Here is an 18,486-nt window from a genome sequence, read left to right as displayed (position 1 = left end):
AGCCGTCACGGGCACGTTACTTCCCTCCGCGCCGGGCCCGCCGGGAAATTCCGCACACGGGCCGGTGCGCTTGCCGGAAGACGGCAGGGCGCCGCACGCCGGAGCTGCCGTCACCCCCGCCGCTCGGCCGCCGTGTCGCCCGCCCGGCCCCACTCGGCGGCCAGGCGGCGCCACTCCGGGGTGTGGCCTGGCGACGCCGGCAGGACGTGGCGGCGGAAGACCTCGGTGGCGGTGACGCCGTGGACCGTCTCGACGGTGGAGGCCGCCAGATGGCACAGGAGGGCGCGGTCGGCGGGACCCAGACCGAGGCGGTTGAGGTGGACGTAGAGGTAGTTGACCATCAGGCGGAAGGAGGCGAACCACGGGTCGGTCCAGAGGAAGTCCTCCTGGCCGTGGCCCGACCGGAGCAGCCGGTGGAACCCGCTCACCTGCCGGGCCGGCGGCCGCGGGGCCAGGCCGGCGCCGCGCATCGAGACCGCGCCGGAGGCCAGCAGGGGATGGGCGATCCGCTGCCGGCGGCGGACGGCGGCGGCCCACTCGGCGACGAACGGCACGTCGTGCCGCCGTCCGTCCACGGCGTCCGTCACCGCGCGCAGCCGCGCCCCCAGCGCGTCGGCCTGCCGGTGGTACCGGGCGTCGAACGCGGCCCGGTGGGCGGCCGGATCGCGGGTGCGGGAGAGGAACGCGTCGGCGTGCGAGCGCAGCGACAGGAAACCGCGCACGATCGGCGGGGCGCCCGCCTCGAACGGCACGGCCGCCACCGACGCGGTGGTCCACATCAGGTCCAGGGCCAGGGCGGCCGTCGACCCGCCCGCCGCGCGGTGCTCGTACATCCGGAACGCCAGGTCGTCCGTGTCGGAGAGGAAACCGGCCAGCAACTCGCTCGCCCGCGCCGACCCCAGCACCGGCAGCCGGTGGTCGTACGGGCGTTCCAGCACGGTGTTGTCCGGGACCCAGGGGTGCCGGGCCCCGGCCTCCATCTCCAGCTCGGCCAGGCGTGCGTGGACGGGGGCCAGCGCCGCCTCGTCCAGTCGCACGGTGGACGGCCGGGCGCGCAGGTACGCCTCGACCGTCTCCGTCACCACGGGCCGGACCTCCGCCTCCCACACCGGACCGGGAGCGCGGAAGTTGAGGCGCAGGTGCGGCCCGCGCAGCCAGTGCCGGCCGAACCAGGCGCCCCGCGTGCACGCCCGCACGGCCTCGAACGCGGGACGGACGGCGTCCAGGACGAGCGCGGGCTCGGCGTCCGCGTCGTGGTGGTGGACGTGGAGGCTGTGCCACCGGGGCGCCGGGCGGCTCACGGGGCGGCCGACGCTTCGGGGAGCTCGGCGAGCACCCGTCCCACCAGGAACCGCACCTGGTTCTCCTGCCACAGGGTGAGCCCCAGCCGGTTGTTGACCAGGTGGGCGCAGCGCAGCAGCACCAGGCTGGTGGACGGGTGCGGGGTGGCGGCCAGGTCGAGGGGGACGGCCAGGGGCGAACCCGCCCAGTCCGTCGTGAAGCCGCCCGCGTCCTCCAGCTCGTGCAGGGTGTCGCGCAGCCGGCGCACCGAGTCCAGCCAGTACGTCCGCTGGTCCGGCCGGGAGGCACCCTCCTCGGCGACCCGCCAGGTGCGCAGGGCGCGCTCGCGCAGTGCCTCCCGCCGGGCCCGGTAGCGGGGTTCGAGGTCCTCGGCCTCGGGCCCGCTGCCGAAGGGCAGCGGCGGGCCGCCGGCCCGCGCCCACCGGCCGCGGATCTCGTCGCACAGCGCGAACACCCCGACGACCAGGTCGAACGCCAGCAGGGCCCGCTGCTCGACGGTCGTGCCGGCCGCCACCACCGAGAAGGCGAGCTCGCTGGACTCGGCGAAGTGCCGCTCCACGGTGGCGATCGCGGGTCCGTGCCCGTAGTCCTCGTGCTCCCGCTCGTACGGCAGGAACTCCACCGTGTTGTTGGGCCGCACCGCCGTGTCGTGGCCCGGACGGCCCTCCAGGCCCGCCAGTTCGGAAGCCACCCGGCCGAAGCGGGAGCGGTCCACCACGTCCGGGGCCGGGAAGCGCTCCAGGTGGGCCCGGATCCGTTCCCCCGCCAGCCGTTCGGCCTCGGCCCGGTCCGCCCGGCGGGCGGGCAGCAGGCGCAGCCGTACGTGCGGCCCGCCCTCCCAGTAGCGCAGGAAGAACGATCGCCGGACGAGCCCGGCGCGGGTCAGTTCCTCGGCCAGCGGCCGGACGCAGCCGGTGATCAGCCCGTCCTGGTCGGTGTCGTAGAAGACGTGCGCGGCCACCCAGTCAGCGCCTTCCGCCTGCTCGGGCGACAGCGGTCCGTCAGCGGTCGGCATCCCGGTCTCCATTGATCTCGATGAGGTATTCGGTCACCCGGGGCGCGCCGTCGCCGTGGTCCGGCACGTCGGACGCGTCGGGCAGCGCCTCCTGGAGGAACAGCACATGGTCCGGCTCGGCGAGCATCCGCTCGAACAAGCCGACCAGCAGGAGGTTGGCGAAGTCCACGGCCAGCGGTTTGCGGTCCTTGACCCGCCACACGCTGCCGTCGGCCACCGCGCCCGGGTCCAGGGCGCGCACGAAGCAGCGGCGCGGCATGCCGTGCGCGCGCAGCCAGCCGGCGAGGCGCGTCAGGTGGGCGGCGTCGCCCTCGCCGGGCCGCCGTACCGGTGCGGCGCCGGCGGGGAACACCCACTGGCGGCGGCTCACCACCGTCCGTCCGACCACCACCCGTGGCTCGGTCCGCAGCTCCCGGACCAGGGACGGCGAGGTGTCGCCGAACATCCGCCGGCCGGGGATCAGCAGGTTGGACGTCGCGCCGAACACCTGCATCAGCAGCCGGACGGCGGGCGGCAGCCACATCTCCGCGATGAGGTTGGGGTGGACGGGCCGCACCTCGGCGCCGCGGGTGCGGGAGCGGAGGACGAGCAGGCCCGCCGCCGGGTCGTGCCGCACCTCCAGGTCGCTCAGCGGGATCCGGTGCTGCGCCGGGCGGCGGCTCCAGCCGCCGGGGACGTCGATCTCGTCGGCCACCGCCGAGCAGCGCAAGCCCACGTTGCTGCCGTAGTGCCGGCAGGTGTCCGCGACGAGGACGCCGTCGGGCGGCGGCGCGGTGTCCGCGCCGGCGGCGGTCCCGGCCTGGGCGAGCAGGCGGCGGATCCGGTCTCGCCCGCGTCCATGGCCGGAGTTGACGGCGTTGACCACGAAGCCGGGGTCCCCCGGGCCGCCGAGCGGCTGGCCGTAGTACGTCACGGAGTCCGGCGGGCGCAGCCAGTGGGGCCAGCGGCCGGCGTGGGCGACGAGCCGGGCGGGGTCGAGGCGCAGCACACCGTCCGCGTCCGGCCGCCCGTCCAGCACCTCCGCGCACAACGCGGCGCGCAGCGCGACGAGTTCTCTGAGCCGTGGCAGATGGTGACCGGCCAGGGCCCGGTAGCCGTGCGTGGTGACGGACAGGACGTCCAGCAGGCCCGGGTCCTCGCGCACCCAGCCCTGCACCGTCCGGTGGAAGGCGAGGAACGGCATCGCGGTGCCGGGCCCGAAGCGCTCGGCGACGAGGTCGGCCAGGGCGATCCGGCCCGGCTGCGCGGGGTCGAGCACGCCGTGCAGCCGGCGTACGGCGTCCAGGTCCCGGAGCACCGGCGCCCACGCCCGCCGGTCGAGACCGGTGGGGCCGGTGGTGTCGGTGGGTGCGGAGATCAGCAGGGCGTTCTCGACGACGCTGTTCTTGCTCGGCAGCGCCACTCCCTCGGCGCCGACGAGGCCGGCCACGCGGCGCAGCGCGGCCTCGACGTCCCGGACGCGCGCGAGCCGGTCCTCCGGGTCGGTGAGCTCCGGATACCCGTCCAACCGGTCGGACAGGGAAGCGAGTTCGGCGTCCAGGTCGGCGAGGCCGGCGCCGGCCACCCACGCCCGGAGCGCCCCCAGCGGATCCGGGTCCTGGTCGGGGAAGGGCCGTTCGGCCTCCAGCAGACCCAGCTCGACCAGCTTGTCCAGGTAGGCGGTGGCGGCCTCGGGAGTGCCGCCGGTGAGCCGCGCGACCCGGCGGGCCGCCTCAGCGCGCGTCCGGCCGCCGGCCACGGCGTCCACACACGCCTGGACCGGCGGGGAGGCGGCCAGGCCACGCAGCGGTTCGTCGGGCCCGGGGCCCAGGAACTCCCACCGGTCGCCGGTGCGCTGCGCGGCCGGGCTGAGCCGCAGGCGGATCCCCGGCGCCAGGGCGGGGTGCCGGGAGAGCTCCCGCACGAACTGCTGCACCACCCAGATGTTGACCTCCGCGACGGTCCGCACCACCGGCAGGGCGGGGGCCGGGGCCGGTCCGTCCCGCCAGGTCCCCAGGCCGCTGACGGTGAAGGTGCTGAACGGGGTGGTCTTGAGGGCGATGCGGGACAGGTACTTGGTCAGCCGCAGGGCCAGCCGGCGGTCCGGGGCCGTCTCCTCCGGCCGGGCCAGCCACCGGCGCAGGTCCTCGTACAGGTCCGGGCTGCTCAGCACCAGCCCGTGCCGGAACGCCGGGTCGCACACGGCCTTCCGGAGCGGGATGTGGCGGGTGCGGGCGTGGTGCTCCACCTGCTCGGCGAGGCGCGCTCGGTCCCGTCCGTGCTCCTCGCGGAGGCGCAGCCAGCCGTGGACGCCCTCGGTGACGGCGGCGGGCAGCAGGGCGCGGACGGAGTCGTTCCAGCACCGGTCGGAAAGCGGTTTGCGGTTGTGGAGGGCGCGGCGCAGGGCCACCAGCGCCGGCCGGCCCTCCGTCGTCCGCCCGATCACCTCGAAGAGCGCGTCCGACAGCTCCGCCGTCCGCGCGGTCAGCCGTTCGTCGCCGTCGAGCACCGCCCCGACCCGCTGCCACAGCGCGGGCGAGCGCATCGCGTCCAGTGCCGCCACCGGCAGACCGCCGACGCGCACGCCGAAGGTGTCCGGGGTCGAGAAGTCCTGGGCCATGGTCACCTCCGGGTGTCAGGGGAAGGGATGGGGGTGCGGGTTGACGTCGTCCGGGGCGAGCGGTCCGGTGCGGTGGCCGAGCCGGGCCGGCAGGTCGCGGAGGCGCGGCAGGCCGTGGGTGCGCCGCATGCGATGCCCGAAGGTCATCGGCAGCAGCCCGGGAACGATCACCTTGGCGCAGGCGAAGCCGCCCGCCCGGTGCTCGTCCGTCGTCTGGTCCACCACGACGACGTCGAGGCCCGCACCGGTGAACCGGCCCACCGTCCCGGCCAGGTCCTCGCGGAGGTCCGCCCCGCGCGGCCGGCAGTCGGCGCGCGCGAACGCTTCCCGCACCGGGAGCGCGGGCGCGTCGCCGAAGAGGAAACCGAAGCGGTCGAAGGCGGCGGGATGGCAGTAGAGCAGCGCGTGGTCGCGCATCTCCCGCACCAGCTCCGGGTCCTCGGTCATCGCGGTGATCCGGGCCGTCTCCTCACGCCAGGCCACCCGGTTCCAGCCGAGGTTCGCGGTGAGTTCCAGCAGGCCGTTCAGCAGCGCCCGTTCGGGGTCGAAGTGGGCGCCGGCCGCGCACACCGCCGCCGGTTCGCGGCCGGGCCGGGGATGGTCCGCGTCGGGGTGCACGGCCATCACCCAGACCGACGGAATGCCGTGCTCCGGCGTGGTGGCGAAGGCCACGACCCGGTGGCCGCCGTCCTGGCGGATGCGCTCGGCCAGCACCGGGATCCGGGGGTCGGACACCGAGTCCAGGTCGATCCGGGGGACGGGCAGCCGCGCGTACCAGGTGAGCAGGAACGCGTCCCGTTCCGCCAGCTCCACCAGCCCGTGCAGCGCCGCCTCCTCCAGGCAGCCGCCCAGCGCGCAGCCGTTGGACACCTCGTAGGCCAGCGGCCGGGCGCGCGGGCCGTCGTGCCGGGTGCGGTAGTAGGCGTAGTCCTCCGGGACGAGGACGGGCGCGTCGCGGGCGAAGGAGTGGCCCCACACCCAGGACAGTTCGAGGCCGGGGTCGAACGGCGGGTAGGGGAAGCCCGGTTCCGCGTACCGCTCCGGCGGGTACAGACCGAGGTCCGGCGGGTGCAGGGCCTGCCCGGCCACCTCGCGGTAGGGGGCCCGTACGGTCGGCCGCCGGCCGCCGGGGCGGGCCCCGCCGAGCCGTTCCAGGGCCTCGGCCAGGGCGGTGCGCGCACAGGACGCGTAGTCCAGGTCCCGGCCGAAACCGGCCTCCTGCTCGCCGCCCGGCAGGTGGAGGGGGGCCGACACCATCGGATACGGGTAGTCGGTCCGCACGTCGAGCTGGCGCACCACGCCCGTGCGGCCGTCCACGTACGCCTCCCGGAGCGCGTCCCAGCTTGCCGCGAGGTCGCGGGTCCGGTGGACGTCCGGGGCCGGCTTGGGGCGCGGCACGTCCATGAGGACCGGCGGCCGGTCCGGAGGCAGCCCGCCGCACCGCGGGCAGTCGGGCACCGGCAGGAAGGGGTGGACACCGGCCGTCAGGTCCGGCAGGGCCAGCATCAGGACGGCCCGGTCCGTCAACCGGCGCTCCGATGCGGAGAGTTCATGGGAGACCAGGGCGGCCACCGTGTCCCGGGACCACGCGGGCAGCAACGGCACGGCCCGGTCGACCAGCCGGTCCCCGTGGCGGCGCACCAGCTCGGCCCGGGGACTGTCCGGCCCGAGAGCACGGGTCCGCCGGGTCCGGGCGCAGTGGGCGCAACCGGGACGGCCGGGCACGACGTACGGACCGATCACCACGGTCCCGAGCTCGACCCGGACGGGCAGCCACGGGACGCCCGGAACCTCCGGCTCGGTCGCCGGGTTCCAGCCGTCGTCCACGGTGACCACCGCGGAGCAGCCGGTGTCCGGCCCGGGGGCCGAGTCCGGGGGCCACAGCAGGCCGGCCCGGCCGAGGGAGGCGCGGACGGCGGTGGCGAGCAGGCCCTTGCCCAGCACGGCGACATCCGTCGTGCGGGGCGCGTCCGGAGCGGCGTCGGTCAAAGTCTCGTTCCTCGCTGGTGGTCGGGTGGCGCCGGGTCCGGCGGGCGGGAAGCCCGCCGGACCCGGCGGATGCGGCCGCTTCAGCAGCAGCAACAGGAGCAGCAGCTCGCGGGCGTGCCGCGCGAGGTGCAGTTGGACGCGCCGATCTCGACCATGGCGTGGCCGACATTGATCGACTCCAGGCCGGCGCCCGGAGACGTCGGCAGCACGTCGAGCTCCTCGACGCTCAGGTCGCCGAGGTCCAGCTCGAGCTTCGCTTCCATGGGGTCCTCCTCTCGATGGTGCTGTGCGACGGACGGCTCCGGCGGGAACCGGAACCGCTACCGATCCTGCGCCCCGGGCCCGGCCGCGGGCTCTACGGGCGGACCGCAGGACGGCCCGTAGGTTCCTGCCGGACCCCACCCTGGGGTGCCGCGTCCTACCAGGTCAGCGGCGGCTCGTACTGCGCCGTGGGCCGCCGGCGGCCGAGGACGAGGACGAACACGGGCACCCGCTCAGGACCGGCGCCGGTCAGCTCGCGCACCATGCCGTCGTGGTAACCGTTGGTCACCCGCGCGGACACCCCCTCCGCCGCGGCCAGCACACTGATCCGCTGCGCCACCACACCCGCCTCCTGGTGCAGGATCCGGTACCCGCGCGGGCCGAACAGCCGGTCGCCCGCTTCCCGGTCCACCGTCAGGAAGACCAGGGCGTTGGCCTTGGCCGAGTTCACCGACGGCGTGCGGTCGCACACCATGGCGACGACGGCGGAGCCGTCACGGCCGGGGAGGGGGACGAGTGCCGGGGCGGGAGCCGGCGCCGGACACGGTGGCGGGAGCGGCTCGGACGGGACGCCCGGCGCCGGACGCGCTTCCGGCCGGGCCGGTTCGGGCTCCGCGGCCGGCCCCGGGGACGGCTCGCGGTGCGCGTCCGGAGACGGGCCCGGCGCCGGCTGCGGGACCGGCTCCGGGACCGGCCGCGGCCCGAGGTGGGCCGACTCGGGGCCGGGGTCCAGCTCGTACAGCCCGGCGGGCACCCCCGCCACGTTCCGGACGAGGACGTGGCAGTCCACCAGCGGGCGGCACGGCCCTCCCGTGTGGTCCGACGGCACCGGCTCCAGCGCGTGCCGCAGCAGATTCGCCAGAGTGTCGGCGGACAGCGGGGCGTCGGCCGGCAGGAACATCCGGCCGCCCGCGTCACGGGCGCGCAGCGCCTCCGCCAGCTCCGGCCGGCCGGGCGCCGGAGCCACGTCCCCCAGGGACAGCGCCACGCCCCTCCGCCCGTCCGCCGGCGCGTGGAACGCGGCCGTCTCCACCGGGGCACCCGGACCGGGCAGCCGGGCCGCGCGGTCCAGCGCGGTCAGCCCCGACCAGGCCGACGCGTTGGCCCGGCAGGTGCGGACGGTCTCCGGCCGGATGACGTCGAGGGCCGCCTCGGGCACCCCGGCCCCCGGCGGTGGCCCGTCCGCCGCCGCGTACAGGTCGACCACGGCGAACGCCGTCTCCTCCGTCCCGTCCAAGCCCAGCGCACGTTCGACCACGGCGTCCCCGAACCGGTGGTGGACGCGTCCCCCCAGCCCCAGCGCCGCCGCGACCAGCAGCGCGTTCCCCACGGTCATGCCCGCCTCCTGGGCGCACAGCCGGTACGCGTAGTCGCGGTAACGGAACGCCGTCTTGCGGAAGTCGACGGCCGCCACCAGCAGCGCCAGCGTGCCGCCTCCGGCCCGCCCGGTGCCGGCGGCGGCGTGCAGCGCCGCCGGGACGCCGCCCGTGCGCAACCGGGTCAGGGCGTGGTGCGCCGGGTCGACGTGGTAGCAGCCGGCGGGCAGTTCCCCGGCGGGCGCCGCGAGCCAGAGGTAGAGCTCCACGGGGTGGAAGCACCGGGCCGACGGCACGACGCGGTGGTACGGCCACGCCGCGTGCGGTCCGAGCTCCATCCGGGCCAGCCCGTAGGTGTGGTGCGTGAGGGCGGACACCGTCGGCTCGTCCAGCGCGGACCGGCGCGGGACACCGTCCGGGTGGGCCCTGCGGAACCCCGCGAAGGACCACCGCGCGTCCCCGATCCGCCGCGCCGGCGGGCTCAGCACGTGCCGCGGCAGCCCGCGGTAGGTCTTCACCGGCAGCGGATCCCCGTCCCCGCCCTCCGCTCCCTGCCCCTCCGCGAACAGCTCCCGCACCCGCTCGAAGGTGCGCCACCAGAAGCGGAGGCCCAGGGTGGCGGGCGGTTCCTCGACGGCCGGCCCCCGGGGTCCCCCGGGGGTGGCGGGACCACCCGCCCGCCCGGAACCGGACCCATGACGTCCGTCGGCCGGATACGCGGAGCGGGCGGACGAGGCGTCCGATCGCGGATTCGTGCGGCCGGACGCCGAAGGACGGCGTGCGGCGTCCGGGCCGGGCGCCGGGCGGTCGGGCCGGAGGACCGGGGGATCGGCGGGGTGGTCGGCGCCGGGGGCCGGGGCGTTCGCCCGGCCGTTCGGCTCGGGCATCGGCGACCCGAGCCCACCGGCCTCCGGTGGGGTGGGTGGCGAGTGCTCCGGCCGGGGGGCCGCAGCCGGGGTCGGGGGGACGTCCGAGCGCGACCGCGGGCGGTGGGGCGTCCGGGACCGCGGGCCGGCGGGTTCCGTGATGCCGGGCGCTTCGACGGGCGAGGGGCCGGCGGCGGGTGGTCCCGCCGTGCCCCAAGGTGCTTCAGCTACGCGCGAGTTGCCGGGTCGTAGCGTGCCCGGCGTACCGGGAACATCGTCACGCATCGGCCGTCACGACCCGGAGCGTGGTGGGAAGGACGTCGTGGACGGCCGGGTCGTGGTCCAGGGGGACCACCACGGGACGCAGGCCGCGGGAGCGCAGGGCGGCCACCAGGCCGGCACGGTCCGGCGGGGACGGCCACGCGGCGGGCGCACCCGCTTCCGGCGGTGCGCCGAGGCCGGCGACCGGCTCCGGCGCGTACGCCGGCTCGCCGGTCATCGCCGACTGCCGGGCCAGCAGCACCTGTTCCAGCCCCTCCGCGGCCGCGTCCGGTCCGCAGACCACCGCGACCGGGCGGTCCTCCAGCCACCAGGCCAGCACCGGCACACCCAGCGCACCCCCGATGTCCGCGACCCGCACGCCGCCGCCGGCGGCCCGCAGCAGGCCCGCGTACCGTCCGGTCCGCCCGTCGGCCGGCAGTCCGGCGGGGTCCAGCGGCACCGGACGCGCCCGGCCCGCCGCCGCGTCCCCGGCCGCCAGTCGGGCACAGTGCTGCCCGAGGCCGTCGTCCACCGCCTCGTCCCACGACAGTCGCGCCGCCAGGCCCGTTCCGGCCGAGAACGCCGCGCCGGCCGCGACGGACACCGCCCGCCCGTCGGCGGGGTCCCAGCCCCACACCGTGCCGCCGGGCCCGAACCGGCGCGGGTCGGGCGAGGTCGCCGCGTACCGGGCCAGCCCGCGCAGGGCCGCCCGCCGCCGGGCCTCGGCGAAGTCCGTCCCCGCGCCGAAGGCCCGGGGGCTATCGGCGGCGCGGTGCGGGACGGCCTCGGTGACATGCAGCGGAACCTGCGTGAAGTCGCCCTCGTCCAGCGTCCGCAGGACACCGGTGTACGGGTCGAAGCAGGCCGCCGCCGCGCCGGAGAACCCGTCCTCGCCCAAGGGCGCCGCCGCGCGCAAGCGGCCGATCCGGGCGGTGAACTCCGCCGCGGACTCCGGGCCGGCCGGCCGCGCGGCCGGGTGTGGCAGGAAAGCGTGGGACGAGGTGCGCAGGGTCTCCAGGTCGATCCTGGTCACCGTGGACCGCGCGGCGGGTTCCGCGATGCCGGCCAGTGCGCGGAAGGCGGCCAGCCCCAGGTGTCCGGCGACCACCGCCGCAGCCGGACCGGTCAGGAACGTGCCCGTCCGGTACGGGGGCCGGGCGCCCAGCCGCGCCCAGGCCGACGCCCAGTCCGGGCCGGGCGGCCCCAGCCAGGCCACGTCGTCGAGGACCACGCCCTGCACCAGGAGGGTGCCGGAGTCGCGGCACAGCCGGTCCAGCCGCAGCGCCCGGTCGGCCGCGGGCCCGGCCGCCACGTGCAGCACCGCGTCGGCGGTCGCCAGCCGGGCCTCCTCCTCGTCGGAGAACGGCACGAGCTCCAGCGACTGGTCCGGGTCGCGGAGCGCCGCCTCGGCGGCCGGTTCGGCCACCCGCCTCGCGTCGGCGGCGGGGTCCGCGTCCCCCTCCGGGGCGTGGACGGCCCGCAGCCGCCGTACCCCGGAGCGGAGCGCCGAGCAGACCAGCGCGGTGAACACCGGCCCCGCGCCGACCACCGTCACCGCGCTGTCCCGGTAGGTCTGGAACCGCCGTGCCGCCGAGCCGGCGTGGTACTCGACGAAGGCGATCTCGGCGGCGTACGTGTCGATTTCGCGGGCGGTCAGGTCGTGCGGCAGGTCCTCGGCGGCGTCCAGGAGGCAGCCGGCCGTGTGCAGCCGGCGCACCAGCCGTTCCACGGCGGTACGGGTCCCGTCCGGCAGCCCGCGGACGAGCGCGTCGAGTTCGGTCGTGCCGTCCAGGTGCGGAGCGAGCCGGTCCAGCAGCCGGTAGGCGGCCGGACCGCGCAGCGCGACGTCGGCGCCCGCGCCGAAGACGTGGGCTCCGTCGGGAGTGGGCACGTACAGTACGTCGGACTTCAGTTTCGGCAGCATCCCCAGCCCTCGCGTCGGTGATCCACCCGAGTATGGGAACCGGGGGAGCCCGCCGTCCCGACGGCGGAACCACAGGATCGACCACAGGATCCGGTGCCTGGGGCTTGCGGGCGCGGCCGGACGTCCCCCGGCGGTGGGGCGACGCGCCGGGGGACGGGATCAGAGGGACGGGAACGGGGTCAGCAGGCGCCGAGGTCCTGCCAGACCCCCCACTCGCCGGTGGTGCCGGGCTCGTCGCCCTGCGTCCACCACTTGGCCTTCCAGGAGTGCGCCTTCCAGGAGACGGTCGCGCCGCCGGTGTAGACCGCTCCCTTGTCCCAGGTGGGCGCGGTGCAGGTGCCGCCCGTCGGAGTCGGGGTGGGAGTCGGGGTCGCGGTCGGGTTCGGGCCGCCGGTGGGCGTGGGCGTGGGCGTCGGCGTGGGGGAGGGGCCGCCCGGGTCGGTCACGGTCGTGCCGCGCGTCAGGTCGCCGGCCAGGGCCCAGGTCTTCCCGCCGAAGCTCACGGTCCAGTTGGAGGGCGTGGACGTCGGCAGGTAGTAGACGAGGTCGAGCGTGGCGGCGGCGCCCGGGGCGAGCGGCTGCGAGGACGGGAGCTTCACGGACGCCCGGTTGTAGTCGCCCTTGAGACCGCCGACGTTATCAGGGGCGGTGTGGTCGCTGCGGACGACCTGCAGCCCCCAGCCGGACTGGTCCCGCGCGTTCCCCGGCGCGGAGTTGGCGTAGTCGAACCGGAACTCGGTGCCGCCCGGCAGGGTGGTCTTCGTCCGGTTGGTGATGCGGACCTTGGGGTTGATGGGGTAGTTGCTGTCACCGAGGGGGAAGTCGGTGTAGGCGACGTCGATGTCGAGGGCCTGGTCGGGCAGGTCGGTCGTCGCGCGGCGGGCGCCGTAGCCGGGCGCGGCCTTGAACGCGTCGTGCATGACGGACGTCAGGGTGTCGCCCGGCTCGTACTGGCCCTTGGCGGCGTTCCACCCGTAGTCGCCCGCCAGCTCCCAGATCATGGTGCCGCCGAGGCCCTTGTCCACCACGTACTGGGCCTTGGCCTTCACGGACTGCTCGTCCTCGGTGGAGAGGAACACCTTCTTGTCGGCGTTCCACAGCCAGGGCGCGGTCAGCGTCGCGTCGTACTTGCGGGCGTAACCGCCGGTGGGCTTGGTGCCGGCCGGGAAGCCGTACTTCGTCAGGTAGTCCCCGGCGACGCCCTTCTCCAGGTTCTTGGCGTGCCACATGGGGTTCGAGCCGCCCGGCGACTCCTTGCCGTCGTCGTCCTTGTCGTGCCACAGATTGTCGATGCCGACGGCGCCGTCACCACAGGAGGTGAGGCCCGAACCGGCCGGACAGGTCGTCGCCTTCGCCGTGCCCCACAGGCCGTCGGTGCCGCCCGTGACGTTCTTCCAGCCGCGGGTGTAGTACGGCAGGCCGAGGTTGATCCGGCCGGGCGGCAGCGCGCCGCGGAAGTAGTGGTACGCCCAGTCGGCGTTGAGATAGCCGATACCGCCGTACTGCGGGGTGGTGTACACGCCCCACTTGGCGAGCTCGGCGTCCCTGCCGTCGTCGTACAGCGCGGCGTTGGGGCCGACGAACTCGTTCCAGGCGCCGTGCAGGTCGTAGGACATGATGTTGACGTAGTCCAGGTACTTCGTGCTCTGGTACGTCTCCATGCCGCGCAGCAGGTAGCCGGAGGAGGGCGCGGCGACGGACAGCAGGTAGTGCCGGCCGTCGGCCGCCCCGGCCCGGTCGAGCCGCTCGCGGAGGGTCTTCATCAGCGCCGCGTAACCCTTGTTGAGGCCGCCGCGCCGGGCGTTGGCGAGGGGCCAGTCCTTGGGGTGGCCGGCGTCCTTCATCGACGTCGGGTACTCGTAGTCGATGTCGACGCCGTTGAAGCCGTACTTCCGGACGAAGGCGACCGCCGAGTCCGCGAAGGTGTCGATGCCCTGCTGGTTGACCGAGCCGTCGGCGTTGGTCGCCGTCTTGTAGAAGCCGCCCGAGTCGACGCGCTTGCCGTTCTCGTCGATGTAGCCGCCGGTCTCCGCCCAGCCGCCGACGGATATCAGGGTCTTCACCTGCGGGTGCTGTTTCTTGAACTTGTTCAGCAGGTTGAAGTGGCCCTTGTACGGCAGGCCGGGGTCCATCTCCGCGCCTTTGACACCCGGCCAGGTCATTCCCGTGGCGGCGTTGTCCGCGCCGTCCGCCCCGACGGATATCCGGTCGTCCGGACCGATGTGCGCGAAGGCGTAGTTGAGGTGGGTGACCTTGTCCCAGGGGATGTCGGAGGCGAGGTACGCCGGGGTGCCGTCCTTGCCGGTGCGCCAGCCGGTGAAGTAGCCGATGACGCGGCGCTGGTGGTCCGCCCCCATCTTCTCGCGGCCGGCGGTGTCGTAGACGGTGCAGTAGGGGACGTCGACGCCCGGGGTCGCGTACAGGCCGTCGGGCCGGCAGGCCGCGTGGTCCTCCGCGGCCGAGGAGGAACCCGTCTGCACCGTGGCGGCCAGCAGCCCGGCCAGGGCGGCGCCCGCGGCGGCCACGGCGGCCCCGCGGCGCGCGCGGGCGCCGGTACAGGATCTCCCTGGGGAGAGCAGGTCTCGGAACAACACGATCGGTCCTCCAGTGGGGGGTTCGTGGAGCGGGTGGGGGGTGCCGTGCCGTGGCCCGTGGTGTGCGCGCACCGGCGGGCCGTACTCCTCGGAGGTGTGGCAGAGGCTAAGAGGACTAGACCAGTGCGTCAATAGGTGCGGACCAATGTCCCGGCAGAGCGCCGGAAACCGCTGACGCGCGATGTGCGGTGCTCAGGCGGGCGCCGAGTGGGTACCCGTACGCGAGGGGCCGGGACCGGCCTGGCCGCCGACTCGGCCGACGAACGGTGTTTGCGAACGAAGCAGCAGGTTAAGCGCCTTGCAGCACCGATTAAGGAGGAACACATCATGGGAATTCTCGCGTGGGTCGTCATCGGGCTGCTGGCCGGAGCGATCGCCAAGGCCCTGATGCCGGGCAAGGATCCCGGCGGTGTGCTGGTGACCATGCTGATCGGTGTGGTCGGCGGGCTCCTGGGCGGCTTCCTCGGCAAGGTGATCTTCGGCGTGGAGTCGATCAACGGCTTCTTCCACCTGTCCACGTGGATCGCCGCGATCGTCGGTTCCGTCATCATCCTGGCGCTCTACCGAGTGTTCACCGGCCGGAACCACCACGGTCACGGCCGTCACTCGCACGCCTGACCCAGAGGCCACCGGCCCCGGGCACACGGCCCCGGGCGGCCGGCCCGGAGCGGGTGAGGCCGGGCGCGTGACGCCCGGAGGTCCGGCACCGGACCCACGGCCCGCGGCGGGCCCGGCCTCCCCGACAGCCCCGTAACACCGACCACCGGACCAGGGAGGCGCCCTGTCCACCGGCCGTTCCGGCCGGCCGGACAGGGCGCCTCCCGGTCGTACGCCCGGAGGCGGGCGCCCGACTGGCGGCCCCCGGGCGGCGCGGGGATGCTGGGACGAGGCGACGGGGCAGGCACGACCGGGAGCAGGCGGGTGAGGGCACCGAACGCGCGGCGCGGCACGACCGCCGGACGCGGGCGCCCCGGCCCGCTGCCGCTGTTGCCGGTCCTGCTGCTCGTCACCGGGGGCCTGCTCGACTACGGCACCTCCCCGCACTTCAGCGCCGAGGCCCTCTACACGGCCGCACCGATGACGGCCGCCGCACTGCTGTCACTCCGCGCGACCGTTCTCGCCGGACTGGGCGCCTGCCTGGTGGACGCGCTCCTGCTGCACCACTTCGGCTTCCTCGGCGACTCGGGCGGCAGCAGCGAGCTGGCGGCGGTCGCCACCGTCTCCGCCCTCGCCGTCCTCGTGAACCGACTGATGCACCTCAGCGAGGCGCGGCTCGCGTCGGCGCGCCGCGTCGCCCTCGCCGTACAGCGCGCGGTGCTCCCGCAACTGCCGCCCTCCGTCGGCGGGCTGCGCGTCGCGGTGCGCTACCGGGCGGCCGTCGGGGGCGCGGAGATCGGCGGCGACCTGTACGGCGTGCAGGACTCGCCGTTCGGCGTGCGCTGCGTCATCGGCGATGTGCGCGGCAAGGGGCTGGGCGCCGTCAAGGTCGTGGAGGTGGCGCTGGGCGCGTTCCGGGAGGCGGCCGAGGACGAGCCCGCGCTGCCCGGCGTCGCGGCCCGCCTGGAACGCGCCCTGCGGCGCGAGGCGCGTGGCCGGGACGGACCGGAACGGCTCGAAGGGTTCGTCACCGGCGTGCTCGCCGAAATCCCGCCCGGCGGCGCCACACTGCGCCTCGTCAACCGCGGCCACCCCCCGCCGCTCCTGCTGTCCGACGGCACGGTACGGACCCTGGAACCCTCCGACCCGACCCTCCCGCTGGCCCTGGGCGACCTCGGCGCCGGCCCGGACCGCACCGACACCGTCCCCTTCCCGCCGGGCGCCACCCTCCTCCTCTACACCGACGGCCTCACCGAGGCCCGCGACCGAGACGGCGTCTTCTACGACCCGGTCGCCGCCCTGGCCGGCCGCCGCTTTCCGGGGCCCGACGCGCTGCTGGACGCGCTGCTCGACGAAGTGACCCGCTACACCGGCGGACGGATCACCGACGACATGGCCCTCCTGGCCGTCGCCCGGGACGGGGGAGAAGACGAACGCGGGGGCGGAGGGGAAAGCGGGGACGACGGCGGAGGCGGGACGGCGGCGTGAGAGCCGCCGTGCGGAGGCCACGACGACGCGCCCGAGCAAACGAGGGGGGGCTCGGCGGGCGACGAGCTCGTCCCTCCCCCGGTACGGCGGCACCGGGCCGGTCACCCGCCCGCGACCGGCCCCGTCTCACCGTTCCTCCGGCCCCAGCCGGACCGTGGCGACGACGATGACCTCGTCCCGGTCGGCCCACCGCCGGGACGTCTCCTTGTGGGGGTTGATCCACACCCCGTAGCGCGGACCGTGGGCGGCGCCCGCGTGGTCCCGGTAGCCGATGGCGGATTCACCGTGCCGCCGGGCCGCCTCGACCACCGTGGCGAACGAGGCCGTGGCGCCCGCCCGGACGTAGCGGGACGCCGGACGGAGCAGGATCTCGGTGCCGCCGGCGGAGAACAACTCCCGGAAGACGGCGGCCAGGTGCCGGTTCTGCGAGACCTGGGCCATCAGCAGACCGATGAGCTTGCCGCTGACGATGAAGTCGGCCCCCGGGCTGACCGGGGCCAGCGCCCGGTTGCGGTCGTCGGTGAGCTCGGTGACCACCGGCAGCTCCCGGCCCGACGCCGCTTCGAGCGCCCGCAGTAACAACAGCGTCACCAGGGTGCGGTCGTCCGGCTCCTCACCGGTGGTGCCGAGGCCGGTGCCGCCCGGACCGGGGGAGGGGTCGGGCCCGAGGACGATCACGCTGTCGTACGACGCGACGTCCACCGCCTCGACCGTCTCCTGGCTGGCGGGGTCGCCGGGCCGCAGGACCACGGACAGGGCGGCCCCGGCGTCGCCGTCGGCGGCGCGTACGGCGGAGACGGTCGCGGGCGAGGCGTCGGCGACGACGTCCACGACCGAACCCGGCGCCGTGTACCGCCGCAACCGGCCCACGATGAGCGGGGCCCGCCGGTTCCAGCCCAGCAGGAGCACCCGTTCCGGCCGCCGCAGCTCCGGCGGGACGTCGGCGACGATCACCGACGCGTCGACGGCCGGCGGCGGTTCGGCGACGACGGCGGTGTCGTCGTCGCGGGTGATGACCACGATCCGGTCCTCCGCGCCGATCGGCGTGTCCGACGGCGGGTTGAGCGCCAGGACGCCGTCGGCGCGGACGAGCCCCACGGCGCACGACGTGGGGTACGCGAGGAGCGCCTCCCCGAACGTCCGCCCCGCCAGGGCCGGTTCGCGGACGGTGTAGAACTCGTCGCCCGCGAAGTCCAGCAGCTCCTGGTAGACGAGGGACAGGCCCGGCCTGCGGGCGGACTGGACGACGAGCCGGGCGGTGATGTCGTCGGTCTCCAGCACGACGCCGCCGTCCCCGGCCGCCAGAGCCGCGGCGAGCCGGTAACGGGCGTCGCGCACGGCCGCCACGACCCAGGGGGCCGCCCCGCTCCCGGTGCCGCTCCCCGCGCCGTCCCCGCCGCTCCCGCCGTCCTCGGCGCCGGTGGTCGCGCCGGCCGCGACACCGTCCGGGCCACCGGAGGCCCGGGCCGCCGCCCGCAGAGCCAACAGCGTCTTGACCACCTCGGCGTCACCCGCGGGGCCGTCGCGCGGCAGTACGAGGACCGAGCCGGCGGTGAGCGGGCTCACCCGCGGGAGGACGGCCGGGTCGGTGGTCGAACCGCTGCGGCAGATGACCCGGGTGCCGCCGGTGGGGCCGACCTTGATGTGCAGCGCTTCCTCCATGGCCGTCTTGTCCCGGTCGGCCAGCACGGCCACGGCCGCGCGCCGCTGGTTGGCGTTGGCTTCGACCAGCTCCGCCACCACCGTGAACACCTGCTCCGACCAGCCGAGGACCACCACGTGCCCGTCCTCCAGCACCGTCGAACGGCCCCTGCGCAGCGCGGTCATGCGCTCGTTGACCCCGGCGGTGATCAGGCTCACCAGCGCGGAGACGTAGAGGAGGGCGACCAGGGCGAGGATCACGGACAGCAGCACCTGGGCCGGCGGCCCGACCAGCCCGCCCAGCCGCAGGGTGTCCCCGGCCCGGTGCCAGACCTGGGCCAGCTTCCCCGGCAGCGACGCGGGCGCGTCCCGCGCCGTCCACACCATCAGCGCGCTGACCGGGACGACCACGGCCAGGCAGGCCAGGGCGAGCCAGCCGATGAGGGCGGAGGCGCCGCGCGCCAACGTGTTGTCGAACCAGTAACCCGCCCGCTTGCGCCATCGAACACGCCGCCGCACCATGACCGCCCCCTCGCCGCCCGGCCGTCGCCCACCCGGCCCCGGCTCGCCCCCCGTACCGCCGCCCCGGGCCGACGGGCTCCCGAGCATGCGATTACAGCGTGACAGGGTCGG

Annotated in this window: 11 protein-coding genes; 2 read left to right on the top strand and 9 right to left on the bottom strand. The window is 75.8% G+C overall.

Annotation, left to right across the window (positions count from 1 at the left end; genetic code table 11):
• Window positions 1-110: 110 nt before the first annotated feature.
• The 8 genes from ACZ6X9_RS30000 to ACZ6X9_RS29965 form a co-directional block, all read right to left on the bottom strand.
• On the bottom strand, window positions 111-1,301 hold the full coding sequence (locus ACZ6X9_RS30000; RefSeq protein WP_469781158.1) for a thiopeptide maturation pyridine synthase: 1,191 nt from the start codon (window positions 1,299-1,301) through the stop codon (window positions 111-113).
• A complete protein-coding gene (locus ACZ6X9_RS29995; RefSeq protein WP_469781157.1) occupies window positions 1,298-2,317 on the bottom strand; it encodes a lantibiotic dehydratase C-terminal domain-containing protein in 1,020 nt (339 codons plus the stop codon). Before ACZ6X9_RS29995 ends, ACZ6X9_RS30000 begins: the two co-directional genes overlap by 4 nt.
• Window positions 2,304-4,916: a lantibiotic dehydratase gene (locus tag ACZ6X9_RS29990; protein WP_469781156.1), complete on the bottom strand. Its 2,613-nt coding sequence runs from the start codon at window positions 4,914-4,916 to the stop codon at window positions 2,304-2,306. The genes ACZ6X9_RS29995 and ACZ6X9_RS29990 overlap by 14 nt, the downstream gene beginning before the upstream one ends.
• A 15-nt stretch (window positions 4,917-4,931) precedes the next feature.
• Window positions 4,932-6,905 carry a TOMM precursor leader peptide-binding protein gene (locus ACZ6X9_RS29985; RefSeq protein ID WP_469781155.1) on the bottom strand — a complete coding sequence of 658 codons (1,974 nt, stop codon included), beginning with the start codon at window positions 6,903-6,905 and terminating at the stop codon, window positions 4,932-4,934.
• Window positions 6,906-6,985: 80 nt separating this feature from the next.
• Complete coding sequence (locus ACZ6X9_RS29980) at window positions 6,986-7,168, bottom strand: hypothetical protein (protein WP_004943468.1); 183 nt, start codon at window positions 7,166-7,168, stop codon at window positions 6,986-6,988.
• Between the two features lie 155 nt (window positions 7,169-7,323).
• Window positions 7,324-9,369 carry a nitroreductase family protein gene (locus ACZ6X9_RS29975; RefSeq protein ID WP_469781154.1) on the bottom strand — a complete coding sequence of 682 codons (2,046 nt, stop codon included), beginning with the start codon at window positions 9,367-9,369 and terminating at the stop codon, window positions 7,324-7,326.
• Window positions 9,370-9,625: 256 nt separating this feature from the next.
• Entirely contained in the window at window positions 9,626-11,533 is a 1,908-nt protein-coding gene (locus tag ACZ6X9_RS29970; protein ID WP_469781153.1) for a hypothetical protein, read from the bottom strand.
• 179 nt (window positions 11,534-11,712) lie between these two features.
• Window positions 11,713-14,112, bottom strand: a complete 2,400-nt coding sequence (locus ACZ6X9_RS29965) for a chitinase C-terminal domain-containing protein (protein WP_469781209.1) — start codon at window positions 14,110-14,112, stop codon at window positions 11,713-11,715.
• A 342-nt stretch (window positions 14,113-14,454) separates the two neighbouring features.
• Here ACZ6X9_RS29965 and ACZ6X9_RS29960 point away from each other — a divergent pair, with 342 nt between their 5' ends.
• Together ACZ6X9_RS29960 and ACZ6X9_RS29955 are read left to right on the top strand one after the other, a co-directional pair.
• Window positions 14,455-14,745, top strand: a complete 291-nt coding sequence (locus ACZ6X9_RS29960) for a GlsB/YeaQ/YmgE family stress response membrane protein (protein ID WP_469781152.1) — start codon at window positions 14,455-14,457, stop codon at window positions 14,743-14,745.
• Window positions 14,746-15,048: 303 nt separating this feature from the next.
• Window positions 15,049-16,212 (top strand): PP2C family protein-serine/threonine phosphatase, encoded by a 1,164-nt coding sequence (locus tag ACZ6X9_RS29955; protein WP_469781151.1) that lies wholly within the window; start codon window positions 15,049-15,051, stop codon window positions 16,210-16,212.
• A 126-nt stretch (window positions 16,213-16,338) separates the two neighbouring features.
• Here ACZ6X9_RS29955 and ACZ6X9_RS29950 read toward each other — a convergent pair whose 3' ends face one another.
• Window positions 16,339-18,375 carry a CASTOR/POLLUX-related putative ion channel gene (locus ACZ6X9_RS29950; RefSeq protein WP_469781150.1) on the bottom strand — a complete coding sequence of 679 codons (2,037 nt, stop codon included), beginning with the start codon at window positions 18,373-18,375 and terminating at the stop codon, window positions 16,339-16,341.
• Between the last annotated feature and the right edge of the window lie 111 nt (window positions 18,376-18,486).

The organism is Streptomyces sp. NPDC052910 (genome assembly GCF_055585605.1).
The sequence above is the reverse complement of the archived record's forward strand: the minus strand, read 5'-3'. Positions and strand labels throughout refer to the sequence as shown.

Bases quoted from the DNA above. Each gene is read 5' to 3' on its own strand.
- ACZ6X9_RS29970 (WP_469781153.1), bottom strand. From the start codon at position 11,533: ATGCTGCCGAAACTGAAGTCCGACGTACTGTACGTGCCCACTCCCGAC.
- ACZ6X9_RS29950 (WP_469781150.1), bottom strand. From the start codon at position 18,375: ATGGTGCGGCGGCGTGTTCGATGGCGCAAGCGGGCGGGTTACTGGTTC.
- ACZ6X9_RS29975 (WP_469781154.1), bottom strand. From the start codon at position 9,369: ATGCCCGAGCCGAACGGCCGGGCGAACGCCCCGGCCCCCGGCGCCGAC.
- ACZ6X9_RS29990 (WP_469781156.1), bottom strand. From the start codon at position 4,916: ATGGCCCAGGACTTCTCGACCCCGGACACCTTCGGCGTGCGCGTCGGC.
- ACZ6X9_RS29960 (WP_469781152.1), top strand. From the start codon at position 14,455: ATGGGAATTCTCGCGTGGGTCGTCATCGGGCTGCTGGCCGGAGCGATC.
- ACZ6X9_RS29995 (WP_469781157.1), bottom strand. From the start codon at position 2,317: ATGCCGACCGCTGACGGACCGCTGTCGCCCGAGCAGGCGGAAGGCGCT.
- ACZ6X9_RS29980 (WP_004943468.1), bottom strand. From the start codon at position 7,168: ATGGAAGCGAAGCTCGAGCTGGACCTCGGCGACCTGAGCGTCGAGGAG.